At 69.9% G+C, this 15,362-nt stretch carries 16 protein-coding genes; 13 read left to right on the top strand and 3 right to left on the bottom strand.

Features of this window, described 5'->3' with window-relative positions:
* Positions 1 to 147 precede the first annotated feature (147 nt).
* Positions 148 to 390: a hypothetical protein gene (locus tag AC061S_RS40100; RefSeq protein ID WP_478690800.1), complete on the bottom strand. Its 243-nt coding sequence runs from the start codon at positions 388 to 390 to the stop codon at positions 148 to 150.
* Positions 391 to 578: 188 nt separating this feature from the next.
* Here AC061S_RS40100 and AC061S_RS40095 point away from each other — a divergent pair, with 188 nt between their 5' ends.
* Positions 579 to 1,568 carry a hypothetical protein gene (locus tag AC061S_RS40095; RefSeq protein ID WP_478690799.1) on the top strand — a complete coding sequence of 330 codons (990 nt, stop codon included), beginning with the start codon at positions 579 to 581 and terminating at the stop codon, positions 1,566 to 1,568.
* 58 nt (positions 1,569 to 1,626) lie between these two features.
* Here AC061S_RS40095 and AC061S_RS40090 read toward each other — a convergent pair whose 3' ends face one another.
* Positions 1,627 to 1,956, bottom strand: coding sequence for a hypothetical protein (locus AC061S_RS40090; protein WP_478690798.1), 330 nt, complete (start codon positions 1,954 to 1,956; stop codon positions 1,627 to 1,629).
* 388 nt (positions 1,957 to 2,344) lie between these two features.
* Between AC061S_RS40090 and AC061S_RS40085 the strand changes: the two genes are divergently transcribed.
* The gene (locus tag AC061S_RS40085; RefSeq protein ID WP_478690797.1) at positions 2,345 to 2,758 is read left to right on the top strand and encodes a hypothetical protein; all 414 of its coding nucleotides are present in this window, start codon (positions 2,345 to 2,347) and stop codon (positions 2,756 to 2,758) included.
* 190 nt (positions 2,759 to 2,948) lie between these two features.
* Here the strand turns inward: AC061S_RS40085 and AC061S_RS40080 are convergent, their stop codons facing one another.
* Positions 2,949 to 3,815, bottom strand: coding sequence for a C40 family peptidase (locus tag AC061S_RS40080; RefSeq protein ID WP_478690796.1), 867 nt, complete (start codon positions 3,813 to 3,815; stop codon positions 2,949 to 2,951).
* A gap of 850 nt (positions 3,816 to 4,665) precedes the next feature.
* On the opposite strand from AC061S_RS40080, the gene AC061S_RS40075 reads away from it, so the two are divergent.
* From AC061S_RS40075 to nuoK, 11 genes are read left to right on the top strand one after another with little or no spacing between them, the layout of a single operon-like run.
* Complete coding sequence (locus AC061S_RS40075; RefSeq protein ID WP_030010013.1) at positions 4,666 to 5,025, top strand: NADH-quinone oxidoreductase subunit A; 360 nt, start codon at positions 4,666 to 4,668, stop codon at positions 5,023 to 5,025.
* 15 nt (positions 5,026 to 5,040) lie between these two features.
* Positions 5,041 to 5,595, top strand: a complete 555-nt coding sequence (locus tag AC061S_RS40070) for a NuoB/complex I 20 kDa subunit family protein (RefSeq protein WP_079429234.1) — start codon at positions 5,041 to 5,043, stop codon at positions 5,593 to 5,595.
* Positions 5,592 to 6,332, top strand: a complete 741-nt coding sequence (locus AC061S_RS40065; protein ID WP_478690795.1) for an NADH-quinone oxidoreductase subunit C — start codon at positions 5,592 to 5,594, stop codon at positions 6,330 to 6,332. Before AC061S_RS40070 ends, AC061S_RS40065 begins: the two co-directional genes overlap by 4 nt.
* On the top strand, positions 6,332 to 7,657 hold the full coding sequence (locus AC061S_RS40060) for an NADH-quinone oxidoreductase subunit D (RefSeq protein ID WP_478690794.1): 1,326 nt from the start codon (positions 6,332 to 6,334) through the stop codon (positions 7,655 to 7,657). Before AC061S_RS40065 ends, AC061S_RS40060 begins: the two co-directional genes overlap by 1 nt.
* A complete protein-coding gene (gene nuoE / locus AC061S_RS40055) occupies positions 7,654 to 8,409 on the top strand; it encodes an NADH-quinone oxidoreductase subunit NuoE (RefSeq protein WP_478690793.1) in 756 nt (251 codons plus the stop codon). Before AC061S_RS40060 ends, nuoE begins: the two co-directional genes overlap by 4 nt.
* Positions 8,409 to 9,758 (top strand): NADH-quinone oxidoreductase subunit NuoF, encoded by a 1,350-nt coding sequence (gene nuoF, locus AC061S_RS40050; protein WP_478690792.1) that lies wholly within the window; start codon positions 8,409 to 8,411, stop codon positions 9,756 to 9,758. The genes nuoE and nuoF overlap by 1 nt, the downstream gene beginning before the upstream one ends.
* Complete coding sequence (locus AC061S_RS40045; protein ID WP_478690791.1) at positions 9,755 to 12,286, top strand: NADH-quinone oxidoreductase subunit G; 2,532 nt, start codon at positions 9,755 to 9,757, stop codon at positions 12,284 to 12,286. The genes nuoF and AC061S_RS40045 overlap by 4 nt, the downstream gene beginning before the upstream one ends.
* Positions 12,283 to 13,653, top strand: coding sequence for an NADH-quinone oxidoreductase subunit NuoH (nuoH, locus tag AC061S_RS40040; RefSeq protein WP_356510336.1), 1,371 nt, complete (start codon positions 12,283 to 12,285; stop codon positions 13,651 to 13,653). The genes AC061S_RS40045 and nuoH overlap by 4 nt, the downstream gene beginning before the upstream one ends.
* Positions 13,646 to 14,257: an NADH-quinone oxidoreductase subunit NuoI gene (nuoI, locus tag AC061S_RS40035; RefSeq protein WP_478690790.1), complete on the top strand. Its 612-nt coding sequence runs from the start codon at positions 13,646 to 13,648 to the stop codon at positions 14,255 to 14,257. Before nuoH ends, nuoI begins: the two co-directional genes overlap by 8 nt.
* Positions 14,254 to 15,063 carry an NADH-quinone oxidoreductase subunit J gene (locus tag AC061S_RS40030; protein WP_478690789.1) on the top strand — a complete coding sequence of 270 codons (810 nt, stop codon included), beginning with the start codon at positions 14,254 to 14,256 and terminating at the stop codon, positions 15,061 to 15,063. The genes nuoI and AC061S_RS40030 overlap by 4 nt, the downstream gene beginning before the upstream one ends.
* Entirely contained in the window at positions 15,060 to 15,359 is a 300-nt protein-coding gene (nuoK, locus tag AC061S_RS40025) for an NADH-quinone oxidoreductase subunit NuoK (protein ID WP_112449176.1), read from the top strand. The genes AC061S_RS40030 and nuoK overlap by 4 nt, the downstream gene beginning before the upstream one ends.
* Positions 15,360 to 15,362 lie beyond the last annotated feature (3 nt).

Genomic DNA, 15,362 nt, shown 5'->3' with positions numbered 1-15,362 from the left:
CCCTTGCTCGATGGCACATCAGAGCACTCAGGGGCTGAGAGCCGGTCAATATCGCCTGTCAATCGGTCAAGATCGCCTGTCAGAGGACAATCAACAACGGGGTAGTCACGGAACTCGCGACAGAGCCGGAATTTTCCCGTCCGGCGGCTACCCCGGTTCCCGCGCGGGCTCGGCAGTGCGGTGGACCCGGCGGATGCAGCGGGTCAGCAGGAGCAGGCCGCAGAGCATCAGGGTGCCCGAGGCCGTCCATTCCAGGGCGAGGGTGAGGGCGGAGCCGGGCTTCTGCCAGGGGCGGGTGGTGGTCAGCAGCCAGCCGCCGAGGGCCAGGAGGCCGAGCCCGGCGGCGGCCGGAACGGCATCGGGGGCTTCGCCTGACGGGCTGGGCGTCACGGATCACCGCTTCCTGGGGCGACTCGGGCTTGCTCGCCCGGGTCATCTTCGCAGGGTCCCGCCGGGTCGGCGCGAGGCGCCCGTCGGGCGGGACGGGGCGGCAAGTTGGTTTCCAGGCAAGAAGTTTGGCTGACCAGCAGGTGAGAAGCCCTTGTCCGGGTACCGGCCGGGCTGTTGAATTTCCAAGAGTGAACAGGTCTTCCGCCAAGCGCTCCCGTCCGCTCCGCCACCGCGCCCTCCCGGCCGCCGTCCTGCTGGCGCTCGTCCTGGCCGGCTGCTCGGATCCGGACGGCGGCAGCGCGCACGGGGAGCCGGAACTCGGCGAGGTCGCCGTCGCCCCGGCCACCGCCTCGCTCTCGCTGCCGCTGGACGCGTACACGGACACCGACGCCGAGACGGTCCGCATGGGGCAGGTGCAGCAGCGGCTGCTCTCCCGGTGCATGGCCCGGTACGGGTTCCCGTACGAGGAGATCCGGCCGGCCGATCCCGCCGCCGCCCAGGGGCCCGAGGGCCGGCACCGGACGCTCTTCGGAGCGGCCGATCCGGTGTTCGCGGCGGCCCACGGCTACGACACGACCGCGGGCAGGGGCCGGCCGGTCAAGCCCCCGGCCGCCCCGCTGAGCGAGAGCGCCGCCCTGGTCATGCACGGCGAACGGCCGGGCGGGGAACAGGGGGCCGCGCAGCCCCCGGACGCCCCGACCGAGGAGGAGGCCGCGCACGTGGAAAGCGGCATCGACGTCGGCGGGCAGAAGGTGCCGGCCGGCGGGTGCGTACGGGAGGCGTACCGAAAGCTGTACGCGCCGACGAAGGACAGCGTCGACCTGCTGTTCCCGTTCGGGCTCGCTTCGGAGGCGCACGAACGCGCCAAGGGCGATTCCCGGGTGGCCGAGGTGCTGAAGAACTGGTCGGCGTGCATGGAGAAGTCGGGGTACGGCGGCCTGAAGGATCCCTACGAGGTCGTCCAGAAGCTCGGCCTGGAGGCCGATCCGGGCGGCCCCAAAGCCGTCACCGCGGCCAAGGCCGACGTCGCCTGCAAGCGCGAGGTGAACCTCGTGGGCATCTGGGCGGCGGTGGAGAAGGCGTACCAGGAACGGCTGGTGGAGGAGCAGGCCGAGACCCTCGCGCTGTACAAGAAGCAGCGCGAGGCCCGCTACAAGCTGGCGGCCGGGCTCCTCTGAGCAGTGCGCCGAGCCCGCTGAGCCGTGCGCGGCCCCGGTCGAGCCGTGCGCGGGCCCTTCAGGAGGGCCGGGGCAGGCAGGTCCGGTACGCCTCGCGGTGCTCCCCCTTGAGCGACTGCCACTGGTCGGAGGTGCCGCCCTCCTTCTGGCTGGCCTCGCCGGTGACCGGATCCGGGTCCGGGTACCAGGAGATGCCCCGGGCCCGCATGCACGCGGAGGCCTCGCGCGCGGCGGCGAGTTCCTGCGGGCTCGCCTGGACGGGGGAGGGGGTCGGGGGGAGCAGGGACAGGCAGGCCTTCTGCGCCTCGGGGTACCGCGGGCTCTCCTTCTCCACGAAGTGCGGCGCCCCGTTCTCCCCGTAGGAGATGGTCATTCCGTGCTGTTCCATGCACGTGTAGAACGGGACGTCCCCGGCCGCGAGCGAGGGCGTGGCGGTGGGTCCGGCCGTAGGCCCGGGCGTTCCCGCTCCGGAGTTCTTCCCCGGAAGTGCTCCGCCTCCGCATCCGGTCAGTGCGAGGCACAAGAGGAATGACGAGGATATTTCGCGTACGCGCACGAGGTTGTTTCCCTTGCGGTCGGCGGAGTGGAAGGACGCGTCCGTGTGGGGGAGGTGCGGAAGGCCGCGGGAGATCGTAATCGGGCGCCGGCAGGCCCGACAAGTCCGGTACGCGCCATGGTGGTTGTGGCCTTCTCAGCCGAGAAGGAGCTTGCCTCGGAGAAGTCCGGAGGGTTTAATCCCGGCCGGAATCAATTCCCTGAAGATGGAGAAAAGGCCAATGAGCAAGCCCCTTAACAGAATCGCCGCCGGTTTCGCCGCCGCGGTATCCGCCGGCGCCGTTCTCGTGGCGGCGGCCGGACCGGTGGCCGCCAACACGCCGAAGAACGGCTATCTGGAAACCAGCGAGTTCGGCCTTTACTACAACTCCTACCAAGGGGGCTGTGTCTTCGACCTGATGGCGTCGGACTGGAACTTCTACAACGACCTCTTCATCGGGCCGGAGGGCTGCGCCGGCCGGAACCGGGTGACGAACGACGACACGGCGTCCTACCGGAACCGGGACACGTACACGTGGAAGGTGGGCACCGACCCGAACCTCGCCGGCCTGGTCGGTGCGCTCCCCCCGGGCTACGTGGGCAACGCCAGCATCAACTTCAAGAACAAGATCACCTCGGCCACGTTCCTCGACTGACGGCGCGCGGCCGCCTCCCCGGCTCCTCTCGCGCCGGGACGGCGGCGCCCAGAGCCCCTCAGAGGCCCCGGGAGCACCCGGGAGCCTCCGGGAGCCCCAGGACGGCCGAAAGGCCGGTACTCCACCCCCGAGCGGGGGAGTACCGGCCTTTCGTGCGTCACCGGGAGCGGCCCGGGACTGCGGGGAGGTGTCAGAGGACGCGGACGGCGCCCGTCGGCTTGTCGTAGCTCAGGGAGCGCTCGACGATGCCGGTGCTGGAGTTCTGCGCGCCGACGAACTTGCCGCCGCCGACGTAGACGGCGACGTGGTACGCGCTGCCCTTGGAGCCCCAGTACAGGATGTCGCCCGCCTGGAGGGCGCTCAGGGACACCGACTTGCCGTAGCTGGACTGCGCCTGCGACATGCGCGGCAGGGTGATGCCGGCCTGGCGGTACGCGGCCTGGACGAGGCCCGAGCAGTCGAACGAGGACGGGCCGGTGCCGCCCATGACGTACGCCTTGCCGACCTGCGCGCGGGCGAAGTTGACGATGGCGGCGGCGGAGCCGGTCGCGGGGGCCGTGACGGTGCCCTTGCCCTGCGAGGAGGACCCCGTGGAAGGGGTGCCGTTCGACGAGGAGGATCCGGAGGCGCTCTGGATCGGCGTGCGGGCCGTGCTGCGGCTGGCGCGCTCGGCCTCGGCCTTGCGGTCCGCCTCCTCCTTCGCCTTCGTCTCGGCGTCGGCCTTCTGCTGGGCGTCGGCCTTGAGCTGCTTCGCCTCGGCGGCGGCACCCGTGCGGGCCGTCTCCTCCAGGGCGTTGAGCTCGCCGTCGACGGCCGCGGCGCGGGTGTTCTCCGCGGCCTTGGCCACGGACGAGGACACCTCGGCGCTCAGGTCCAGGTTGAGGACCGGCATTTCGAGCGTGGTCTCGTGCGCGGGCTCGGCGGAGGGGGTGGCGCTCGCCGTGCCGGCCATGGCCAGGGTGCTGAGGACGCCACCGGCAACTCCGGCGCGGACCGCGAGCTTCGAGGCGCTGCGGCGGGGCTTCCGGTGGCTGGGTATGTGAGCGGTGAGGGACATGGGTACAACCGCTATCAGGGCTCCCCGGTTCCCTTCAAGAAACGTGGTCTGCGCCACAGTTGCGCGCGAACCGGGCTAACCGGGCGCGTCGGAACTCTTATTGACGCCGTAACGGGCGAATCGGACAGTCACTCACAAGGCTGTGATCATGGGGTTTCCGCAATAAGTCCGAATTGATCCTGGGCCTACCATCCGCCCGCACTGATGGCCAAGCCCCCTTTCGGTACCGCGAATTCCGAGTGGCGCAGGTCACAGAAGCGTCACGCGATGCGGACCCTGTGGCCCTCCTGTGACCGAACCGTGAAGTCGCCGTCGGGTCGGCGGCGGGTCGAGGGCGGGCTGGGGGTCGGCCGGCGGCGGCCCGAGGGCGGGTCGAGGGTGGTTCGGGGGCGGGTCGGGGGGTCGCCTCCCCGTGACCCTCGGAGCGCTACTGCCCCGACTTCGTGAACGCATGCACGCGTCCACTCCCGTACGCACGAGGTCCCCCGGCCGGGGGACGCCGATCCCTTTATCATCACGCGCACCACCTCGCCAATTTGCATGCAGGGGCCACGGTTTGATAGTGCGACAGGCCTTCCACCTGCAACGACGGGTGTGGATGTCACCTTTGGTGATCATGTGGATGCTTCACGTATGAAGATCACTACTCATTGGGCTTCATGATCGTTCGTCAGGTGGTGGAGATCACAAACTCGTTGTTGTAACCCGTGTCGCAGATCACAGATGGGCGGGCATAAGATGCGCACCAGTCCGGCTTGTGAACTGCCTCACATGCGAGACGTGCGAGGCAGGGCGCGCGGCGCCGGCACAGCGGTCCAACGGTCAAGGACGACTGGAAGGAGCGAGGAGCGTGAATGCGTACGCGCCCATCCTCGTGCTCGGCGCCCTCGGCGCAGGGTTTGCGATCTTCTCCGTGGTCATGGCCACGCTGATCGGTCCAAAGCGGTACAACCGGGCAAAACTTGAAGCGTACGAGTGCGGCATCGAGCCCACTCCCATGCCGGCCGGCGGCGGCCGCTTCCCCATCAAGTACTACCTGACGGCGATGCTCTTCATCGTCTTCGACATCGAGGTTGTCTTCCTCTACCCCTGGGCGGTCACCTTCGACTCGCTGGGGATCTTCGGGCTCGTCGAGATGCTCCTCTTCGTGCTCACCGTCTTCGTCGCCTACGCCTACGTATGGCGCCGCGGCGGCCTGGAATGGGACTGAGGGGCTGAATTTTCCATGGGACTGGAAGAGAAGCTGCCGAGCGGCTTTCTGCTGACCACCGTCGAACAGGCCGCGGGATGGGTGCGCAAGGCGTCCGTCTTCCCGGCCACCTTCGGCCTGGCCTGCTGCGCCATCGAGATGATGACCACCGGAGCGGGCCGGTACGACCTGGCCCGCTTCGGCATGGAGGTCTTCCGCGGATCCCCGCGCCAGGCCGACCTGATGATCGTGGCGGGCCGGGTCAGCCAGAAGATGGCGCCGGTGCTGCGGCAGGTGTACGACCAGATGCCCGCTCCCAAGTGGGTCATCTCTATGGGTGTTTGTGCGTCTTCGGGCGGAATGTTCAACAACTACGCGATCGTCCAGGGCGTCGACCACATCGTCCCCGTGGACATCTACCTGCCCGGCTGCCCGCCCCGCCCCGAGATGCTGATCGACGCGATCCTCAAGCTCCACCAGAAGATCCAGGGATCGAAGCTCGGCGTGAACCGGGAAGAGGCGGCCCGCGAGGCGGAGGAGGCGGCCCTCAAGGCCCTCCCCACCATTGAGATGAAGGGGCTCCTGCGGTGAGCGACGACCCGGCCGTGCAGAACGGCCCCCCTGCCGGCGACGGCGACAACGTGCCCGCGCCCCGCGGCGCGGCCGGCCCCGAGGTGATCGGCGTCCGCAAGGGCATGTTCGGCGCCTCGGGCGGCGGTGACACCAGCGGCTACGGCGGCCTCGTGCGCACCGTGGCGATGCCCGGCGCGAGCGCCCGCCCGTACGGTTCGTACTTCGACGAGGTCGTCGACGAGCTCGAAGGGGCGCTGGAGGAGCAGGACCTGCTCCCCGAGAACGCGATCGAGAAGGTCGTCGTCGACCGCGGGGAGCTGACCCTCCACATCGCGCGCGAGCACCTCCTCCTCGTCGCCAGGACCCTGCGCGACGACCCGGCGCTGCGCTTCGAGCTCTGCACCGGGGTCAGCGGAGTGCACTTCCTCGACGACAAGGGCCGCGAGCTGCACGCCGTCTACCACCTGCGCTCGCTCACCCACGGCCGGATCGTGCGGCTTGAGGTGACGGCTCCGGACGCGGACCCGCACGTCCCCTCGATCGTCTCCGTCTACCCGACGAACGACTGGCACGAGCGCGAGACGTACGACTTCTTCGGCCTGATCTTCGACGGGCACCCGGCCCTCACCCGGATCATGATGCCGGACGACTGGCAGGGCTTCCCGCAGCGCAAGGACTACCCGCTCGGCGGCATCGCCATCGAGTACAAGGGCGCCCAGATCCCGGCTCCCGACCAGCGGAGGTCGTACAGCTGATGAGCACGTCAAACCACTCTTCGGCCCGCGAGACGACCGAGGGCGCCGTCTACACCGTCACCGGCGGCGACTGGGACGAAGTCGTCCAGTCGGCGGCCCGCGCCGACGACGAGCGGATCGTCGTCAACATGGGCCCCCAGCACCCCTCCACCCACGGGGTGCTCCGGCTGATCCTGGAGATCGACGGCGAGACGGTCACCGAGGCCCGCTGCGGCATCGGCTACCTCCACACCGGCATCGAGAAGAACCTCGAGTACCGGAACTGGACGCAGGGCACCACCTTCGTCACGCGCATGGACTACCTGACGCCGTTCTTCAACGAGACGGCGTACTGCCTGGGCGTCGAGAAGCTGCTCGGCATCACCGATCAGATCCCGGACCGCGCCACCGCCGTCCGCGTCCTGCTGATGGAGCTCAACCGGCTCTCCTCCCACCTGGTGTGCATCGCCACCGGAGGCATGGAGCTGGGCGCGACCACGATCATGATCTACGGGTTCCGCGACCGCGAGCTGATCCTCGACGTGTTCGAGCTGATCACCGGCCTGCGCATGAACCACGCGTTCATCCGCCCCGGCGGCCTCGCCCAGGACCTGCCCCCGGGCGCCGTGGACCAGCTCCGCGAGTGCGTGAAGACCATGAAGAAGAACCTGCCGGAGTACGACAAGCTCGCCACCGGCAACCCCATCTTCAAGGCCCGCATGCAGGACGTCGGCTACCTCGACCTCACCGGCTGCATGGCGCTCGGCGCCACCGGCCCCATCCTGCGCTCCGCCGGCCTCCCGCACGACCTGCGCAAGACGGACCCGTACTGCGGCTACGAGAACTACGAGTTCGACGTGCCGACCACCGAGTCCTGCGACTCCTACGGGCGGTTCCTGATCCGCCTGGAGGAGATGCGCCAGTCCCTGCGGATCGTCGAGCAGTGCCTGGACCGGCTGGAGCCGGGCCCGGTCATGGTCGCCGACAAGAAGATCGCCTGGCCGGCGCAGCTCGCCATGGGCCCCGACGGCCTCGGCAACTCGCTCGACCACATCAAGCAGATCATGGGCACCTCCATGGAGTCCCTCATCCACCACTTCAAGCTGGTGACCGAGGGCTTCCGGGTACCGGCCGGCCAGGCCTACGCGGCCGTGGAGTCGCCCAAGGGCGAGCTCGGCGTGCACGTCGTCTCCGACGGCGGCACCCGCCCCTACCGGGTCCACTTCCGCGACCCGTCCTTCACCAACCTGCAGGCCATGGCGGCGATGTGCGAGGGCGGCCAGGTCGCCGACGTCATCGTGGCCGTCGCCTCCATCGACCCCGTGATGGGAGGCGTCGACCGATGACAGCCAATCAGCCCGCATCAGGGGTGAGCCTGGGCATGCCCCGGCTTCCGGCACCCGACTTCCCGGCCGACGTGCGCGCCCGGCTCGAAGCGGACGCGAAGGAGGTCATCGCCCGCTACCCCGACAGCCGCTCCGCGCTGCTGCCGCTGCTCCACCTCATCCAGTCGGAGGAGGGCTACGTCTCGCGCACCGGCATCCGGTTCTGCGCCGAGGTGCTGGGCCTGACCACAGCCGAGGTCACGGCCGTGGCGACCTTCTACACGATGTACCGGCGCAAGCCCTCCGGGGACTACCAGGTCGGCGTGTGCACGAACACCCTGTGCGCGGTCATGGGCGGAGACGCCATCTTCGAGGAGCTCAAGGAGCACCTCGGGGTCGGCAACAACGAGACCACCCCCGACGGCAAGGTCACCCTCGAACACATCGAGTGCAACGCGGCCTGCGACTACGCCCCCGTGGTGATGGTCAACTGGGAGTTCTTCGACAACCAGACCCCCGAGTCCGCCAAGGCCATGGTGGACGACCTGCTGGCCGGCCGCACCGTCGAGCCGACCCGGGGCGCGCCGCTGTGCACGTACAAGGAGACCGCGCGGATCCTGGCGGGATTCCCGGACGAGCGCGAAGGCGCGGTCGAGGCGAGCGGCGGCGCGGGTCACGCGTCCCTGATCGGCCTGCGCATCGCGCGCGGCGAATCCCCGCACACCCCGATCGTGCACCCGCGCGGCGAGGCCACCATCGAGGGAGGGGAGTGATGACCGTGTCGACCGAACTGAGTAAGAACGGTACGAGTCCGGAGAAGCTCCTCGCGCCCGTCCTGTCGGCGTTCTGGGACGAGCCGCAGTCGTGGACGCTGGAGACCTACCGGCGGCACGAGGGGTACGAGGGCCTGCGCAAGGCGCTCGCCATGACCCCCGACGACCTCATCGCCTACGTGAAGGACTCGGGCCTGCGCGGCCGCGGCGGCGCGGGCTTCCCCACCGGCATGAAGTGGCAGTTCATCCCGCAGGGCGACGGGAAGCCGCACTACCTCGTCGTGAACGCGGACGAGTCGGAACCGGGAACCTGCAAGGACATCCCCCTCCTCTTCGCCAACCCGCACTCCCTCATCGAGGGAATGATCATCGCCTGCTACGCGATCCGCTCGGAGCACGCCTTCATCTACCTGCGCGGCGAGACCGTGCCGGTCCTGCGGCGCCTGCACGAGGCGGTGCGCGAGGCGTACGAGGCCGGCTACCTCGGCGAGAACGTCCTCGGGAGCGGGCTGAAGCTCGACATCACCGTGCACGCGGGAGCGGGCGCGTACATCTGCGGCGAGGAAACGGCCCTCCTGGACTCCCTCGAAGGCCGCCGCGGCCAGCCTCGGCTGCGCCCGCCCTTCCCTGCGGTCGAGGGGCTCTACGCCTGCCCCACCGTGGTGAACAACGTGGAGTCCATCGCCTCGGTTCCCGCGATCCTGAACAAGGGCAAGGACTGGTTCAAGTCGATGGGGACCGAGAAGTCCCCCGGCTTCACCCTGTACTCGCTCTCCGGGCACGTCGTCGGCCCCGGCCAGTACGAGGCCCCGCTCGGAATCACCCTGCGCCAGCTCCTCGACATGAGCGGCGGCATGCGCCCCGGGCACCGGCTGAAGTTCTGGACCCCGGGCGGCTCCTCCACCCCGATGTTCACCGAGGAGCACCTCGACGTCCCGCTGGACTACGAGGGCGTCGGCGCGGCCGGCTCCATGCTCGGCACCAAGGCCCTGCAGTGCTTCGACGAGACGACCTGCGTGGTGCGGGCGGTGACCCGCTGGACCGAGTTCTACGCCCACGAGTCCTGCGGCAAGTGCACGCCCTGCCGCGAAGGCACGTACTGGCTGGTCCAGTTGCTCCGCGACATCGAAGCGGGCGAGGGCGTCATGTCCGACCTCGACAAGCTCAACGACATCGCCGACAACATCAACGGCAAGTCGTTCTGCGCCCTCGGCGACGGCGCCGCCAGCCCCATCTTCTCCTCGCTCAAGTACTTCCGCGCGGAGTACGAGCAGCACATCACGGGCAAGGGCTGCCCCTTCGACCCCAAGAAGTCGACCCTCTGGGCCGACACGGAGGTGACCGCATGACCGTACTGCAACCGTCTAGCGGCTCCGCCGCGGGCCACAGCACCTCCGGCGGCGGGGAAGCGGCGGTCCCGCCGGTGGACCACATCTCCCTGACCATCGACGGCATCGAACTGTCGGTGCCCAAGGGGACCCTGGTCATCCGGGCCGCCGAACAGCTCGGCATCGAGATCCCCCGGTTCTGCGACCACCCCCTCCTCTCCCCGGTCGGCGCCTGCCGCCAGTGCATCGTCGAGGTCGAGGGCCAGCGCAAGCCGATGGCCTCCTGCACCATCACCTGCACCGACGGCATGGTCGTCAAGACGCAGCTCACCTCCCCGGTCGCCGAGAAGGCCCAGCGCGGGGTGATGGAGCTGCTGCTCATCAACCACCCTCTGGACTGCCCGGTCTGCGACAAGGGCGGCGAGTGCCCGCTGCAGAACCAGGCGATGTCCCACGGCAACGCCGAATCGCGCTTCGAGGGCAGGAAGCGCACCTACGAGAAGCCGGTCCCGATCTCCACGCAGGTGCTGCTGGACCGCGAGCGGTGCGTGCTCTGCGCGCGCTGCACCCGCTTCTCCAACGAGATCGCCGGCGACCCGATGATCGAGCTCCTGGAACGCGGCGCGCTCCAGCAGGTCGGCACCAGCGAGGACGACCCCTTCGAGTCGTACTTCTCCGGCAACACCATCCAGATCTGCCCGGTCGGCGCCCTCACCTCGGCCGCCTACCGCTTCCGCTCCCGCCCCTTCGACCTCGTCTCCTCCCCGAGCGTGTGCGAGCACTGCGCGGGCGGCTGCGCGACCCGCACCGACCACCGCCGCGGCAAGGTGCTGCGCCGGATGGCCGCGGATGACCCCGAGGTCAACGAGGAGTGGATCTGCGACAAGGGCCGCTTCGGGTTCCGCTACGCGCAGCGCCCCGACCGGCTCACCACCCCGCTGGTGCGCGGCACCGACGGGGTCCTGGCCCCGGCGAGCTGGCCCGAGGCCCTGGAGGCCGCGGCCAACGGGCTCGCCGCCGCGCGCGGCCGGGCCGGAGTGCTGACCGGCGGCCGGCTCACCGTCGAGGACGCCTACGCGTACGCGAAGTTCGCCCGGGTCGTGCTCGACACCAACGACATCGACTTCCGGGCCCGCGTGCACAGCGCGGAGGAGGCCGACTTCCTGGCCGCCTCCGTCGCCGGCACCGGCAAGGACCTCGACGGGCACGGCGTCACCAACGCCTCGCTGGAGGCGGCCCCGGCCGTGCTCCTCGTCGGCATCGAGGCCGAGGAGGAGGCCCCCGGGGTCTTCCTGCGGCTGCGCAAGGCCCACCGCAAGCACAAGCAGCGGACCTTCGCCCTCGCCCCGTTCGCCACCCGCGGCCTGGAGAAGGCGGGCGGCACCCTGCTGGCCGCCGCCCCCGGCACCGAGCCCGAGTGGCTGAACGCGCTGACCTCGCAGACCGGCCTGGAGGACGGCGGCCACGCCGCCGCCGAAGCGCTGCGCCTGCCCGGCGCGGTCATCGTCGTCGGGGAGCGCCTCGCGGGCGTGCCCGGCGCGCTGACCGCGGCCGTACGGGCCTCCGCCGCCACCGGCGCCACGCTGGTGTGGATCCCGCGCCGGGCCGGAGAGCGGGCCGCCGTCGAAGCGGGCGCGCTGCCGTCCCTGCTGCCGGGCGCCCGTCCCGCCACCGACCCGCGGGCCCGCGACGAGGTCGCCGCCGCCTGGGGCCTGGACGAGCTGCCGCACCGCTACGGCCGCGACACCGGCCAGATCGTCGAGGCCGCCGCCACCCGGGAGCTCTCCGCCCTGCTGGTCGCGGGCGTCGAGCTCGCCGACCTGCCAGACCCGGCCCGCGCCAGGGCCGCGCTCCAGGAGGCCTTCGTGGTCTCCCTGGAACTGCGGCCCAGCGAGGTCACCGACCACGCGGACGTGGTCTTCCCCGTCGCGGCCGTCGCCGAGAAGCCCGGCGCGTTCATCAACTGGGAGGGCAGGGTCCGGCCGTTCGAGGCCGCGCTCAAGCCCGAGCAGATGACCCGCCGCCTCGCCCCCGCCGACTCCCGCGTGCTGCACATGCTGGCCGACGCGGCCGACCGGCCGATCGCGCTGGCCGACGTACACGCCGTACGGCGGGAGATCGACCGGCTCGGCCCGTGGGCCGGGGAGCGCGCCGCCGGACAGTCCGGAGACAGGGAGCTGCTGCCCCGTCCCGGCGCGGGCGAGGCCGTCCTCGCCGGCCACCGGCTCCTCCTCGACCAGGGCCTCCTGCAGGACGGCGACGAGGCCCTGGCCGGCACCCGGCACGAGGCCAGCGCCCGCCTGTCGGCCGCCACGGCCGCCGAGACCGGCGTCAAGAACGGCGACGTCCTCGCGGTGACCGGCCCCGCCGGCTCCGTGGAACTGCCGCTGCGCGTCACCGAGATGCCCGACCGGGTGGTCTGGCTCCCGATGAACTCCACCGGCTCCGGGGTCCTCGCCGACACCGGAGCCCGCCCGGGGGCCCTGGTCCGCATCGGCCCGGCCACCCCCGCCGACACCAGCGACTCCCCTGCGGAGGTGGGCGCGTGAACACCGTTCAGATCGCCGCCGAAGACCTCTCCCTGTTCGGCAGGGACGTCTGGTGGCTCGTCGTCCTCAAGGCGGTGTTCTGCTTCGCCTTCCTGATGGTGACCGTGCTCTTCTCCATCGTGTGGGAGCGCAAGGTCGTCGCCTGGATGCAGCTGCGCATCGGCCCCAACCGGCACGGCCCCTGGGGCATGCTCCAGTCGCTCGCCGACGGCGTGAAGCTGATGCTGAAGGAAGACCTGATCGTCAAGCGGGCCGACAAGGTCGTCTACGTCCTGGCCCCGATCATCGCGGCGATCCCGGCCTTCATGGCCATCGCGGTGATCCCCTTCGGCCCCTCGGGCAACGAGGTCTCCATCTTCGGCCAGCGCACCACGATGCAGCTGACCGACCTGCCCATCGCGATGCTCTACATCCTCGCGGTGGCCTCGGTCGGCATCTACGGCATCGTCCTCGCCGGCTGGTCCTCCGGCTCCACGTACCCGCTCCTGGGCGGCCTGCGCTCCTGCGCGCAGATGATCTCGTACGAGATCGCGATGGGCGCGGCCTTCGCCTCGGTCTTCCTCTACTCCGGGTCGATGTCGACCTCGGCGATCGTCGAAGCCCAGGCGGACCGCTGGTACATCATCCTGCTGCCGGTCTCCTTCATCATCTACGTCATCACGATGGTCGGCGAGACGAACCGCGCCCCCTTCGACATGCCGGAGTCCGAGGGCGACCTGGTCGGCGGCTTCAACACCGAGTACTCCTCGATCAAGTTCGCGCTGTTCATGCTCGCCGAGTACGTCAACATGGTCACCGTCTCCGCGGTCTCGGTCACCCTCTTCCTGGGCGGCTGGCGGGCCCCGGCGCCGATCTCCACGTACTGGGAGGGCGCGAACCACGGCTGGTGGCCGATGCTCTGGTTCGTCCTCAAGGTCCAGCTGCTGCTGTTCTTCTTCATCTGGCTCCGCGGCACGCTCCCACGCGTGCGCTACGACCAGCTGATGAAGCTCGGCTGGAAGGTGCTGATCCCGGTCTCCGTGGTGTGGCTGATGCTGGTCGCCACCGTCCGGGCGCTGCGCAACGAGAACTACGACTTCCAGGAGATCGTGCTCTACGTCGGCGGCGGGGTCATCGCGCTCCTGCTGCTGTCCTTCGTCGCGGACCTGTTCCGCGACAAGAAGGAGAAGACGGCCCTCGCGGACGCCGAACTGGCCGCGGCCGCCGAACCCTTCGACCCCCTGGCGGGCGGGTTCCCCGTACCGCCCAAGCCCGGCCAGCACCTGGCACCCGTACCGCGCAGGCGGCCCCGCAGTGAGCGGGAGCTCATTGTCAGTGGCGCGGCGAATACTGACAGTGACCGAGAGGAGGGTGCTGAGAATGTCTGACAAGTCTGACGCCGAGCAGGGCGAGAAGTGGCAGAACCCGGTGGCCGGCTTCGGCGTGACCTTCAAGGCCATGTTCAAGAAGCGCCTCACCGAGCAGTACCCGGAGCAGGAAAAGACCACCGCACCCCGCTTCCACGGGCGGCACCAGCTCAACCGCCACCCGGACGGTCTGGAGAAGTGCATCGGGTGCGAACTGTGCGCCTGGGCCTGTCCCGCCGACGCGATCTACGTCGAGGGCGCGGACAACACCGAGGAGGAGCGCTACTCCCCGGGTGAGCGGTACGGCGCGGTCTACCAGATCAACTACGCCCGCTGCATCCTGTGCGGGCTGTGCGTCGAGGCGTGCCCGACCAGGGCGCTGACCATGACGAACGAGTTCGAACTGGCCGACTCCAGCCGCGAAGCGCTCATCTACACCAAGGAGCAGCTGCTCTCCGGGCTCACCGAGGGCATGGTCGAGGCCCCGCACTCGATCTTCCCGGGCGCCGAGGACACGGACTACTACCGCGGACTGGTCACCGGGGCGGCTCCCGGCACGGTCCGGCAGCGCGCCGTCTCCAAGGGCGAGGTGCCCGCCGGGGACGCAGAGGGGGTGGGGGCATGAGCGCCATCGCCGCAGCCTCCCTCACCTCCTCCGGTGAGGCGGTCCAGTTCTGGGTCCTCGGCACGGTCGCCGTCATCGGCGCGCTGGCCACGATCCTGATGAAGAAGGCCATGCACAGCGCCCTGAGCCTGGCCGGGACGATGATCATCCTGGCGGTCTTCTACCTCGCCAACGGGGCGTACTTCCTCGGCATCGTCCAGGTCGTCGTCTACACCGGCGCGATCATGATGCTCTTCCTCTTCATCGTCATGCTCGTCGGCGTCACCGCCGCGGACTCGCTGACCGAGACCATCAAGGGGCAGCGCTGGCTCGCCGCCCTGTGCGGACTCGGCTTCGGCATCCTGCTCATCGCGGGCATCGGCAACGCCAAGCTCACCCACTTCAACGGACTCGGCCGGATCAACTCCGGCGGGCACGTCGAGGGCCTGGCCACGCTGATCTTCACCAAGTACGTGTTCGCCTTCGAGCTCACCGGCGCCCTGCTGATCACGGCGGCCGTCGGCGCGATGGTGCTCACCCACCGCGAGCGCACCGAGCGGCCCGCCACCCAGCGCGAGCTCGCCGAGCGCCGCGTACGCGAGGGCGTACAGCTCCCGCCGCTGCCCGCACCCGGCGTCTACGCCCGGCACAACGCCGTGGACGTCGCGGGCCTGCTGCCGGACGGCACCCCCTCCGAGCTCACCGTCAACCAGACGCTGCGCGCCCGCGGCCAGATCAGGGACGTCTCCGGCAAGGCCCTGGACGACCTGAAGGCCCTGGAGCAGCGGTCGTCCGAGCGGCTCGGCCGTGAGGAGGCCTCGAAGTGAACCCGGTCAACTACCTGTACCTGTCCGCGCTGCTGTTCACCATCGGAGCGGCCGGAGTCCTGATCCGGAAGAACGCGATCGTGCTGTTCATGTGCGTCGAGCTCATGCTCAACGCCTGCAACCTCGCCTTCGTCACCTTCTCCCGGATGCACGGCAACCTCGACGGCCAGATCATCGCGTTCTTCACGATGGTCGTCGCCGCCGCCGAGGTCGTGGTGGGTCTCGCGATCATCGTGTCGCTGTTCCGTACCCGCCACTCGGCCTCGGTCGACGACGCCAGCCTGATGAAGCTGTAAGGG

It is taken from the genome of Streptomyces sp. CA189 (assembly GCF_056428985.1).
Note: the sequence above shows the minus strand (reverse complement) of the source record. Positions and strands in the feature narration are given on the sequence as shown.

Bases quoted from the DNA above. Each gene is read 5' to 3' on its own strand.
- AC061S_RS40090 (WP_478690798.1), bottom strand. From the start codon at position 1,956: ATGGAACAGCACGGAATGACCATCTCCTACGGGGAGAACGGGGCGCCG.
- AC061S_RS40085 (WP_478690797.1), top strand. From the start codon at position 2,345: ATGAGCAAGCCCCTTAACAGAATCGCCGCCGGTTTCGCCGCCGCGGTA.
- AC061S_RS40080 (WP_478690796.1), bottom strand. From the start codon at position 3,815: ATGTCCCTCACCGCTCACATACCCAGCCACCGGAAGCCCCGCCGCAGC.
- AC061S_RS40070 (WP_079429234.1), top strand. From the start codon at position 5,041: ATGGGACTGGAAGAGAAGCTGCCGAGCGGCTTTCTGCTGACCACCGTC.
- AC061S_RS40060 (WP_478690794.1), top strand. From the start codon at position 6,332: ATGAGCACGTCAAACCACTCTTCGGCCCGCGAGACGACCGAGGGCGCC.
- nuoE (WP_478690793.1), top strand. From the start codon at position 7,654: ATGACAGCCAATCAGCCCGCATCAGGGGTGAGCCTGGGCATGCCCCGG.
- nuoF (WP_478690792.1), top strand. From the start codon at position 8,409: ATGACCGTGTCGACCGAACTGAGTAAGAACGGTACGAGTCCGGAGAAG.
- AC061S_RS40045 (WP_478690791.1), top strand. From the start codon at position 9,755: ATGACCGTACTGCAACCGTCTAGCGGCTCCGCCGCGGGCCACAGCACC.
- nuoI (WP_478690790.1), top strand. From the start codon at position 13,646: ATGTCTGACAAGTCTGACGCCGAGCAGGGCGAGAAGTGGCAGAACCCG.
- AC061S_RS40030 (WP_478690789.1), top strand. From the start codon at position 14,254: ATGAGCGCCATCGCCGCAGCCTCCCTCACCTCCTCCGGTGAGGCGGTC.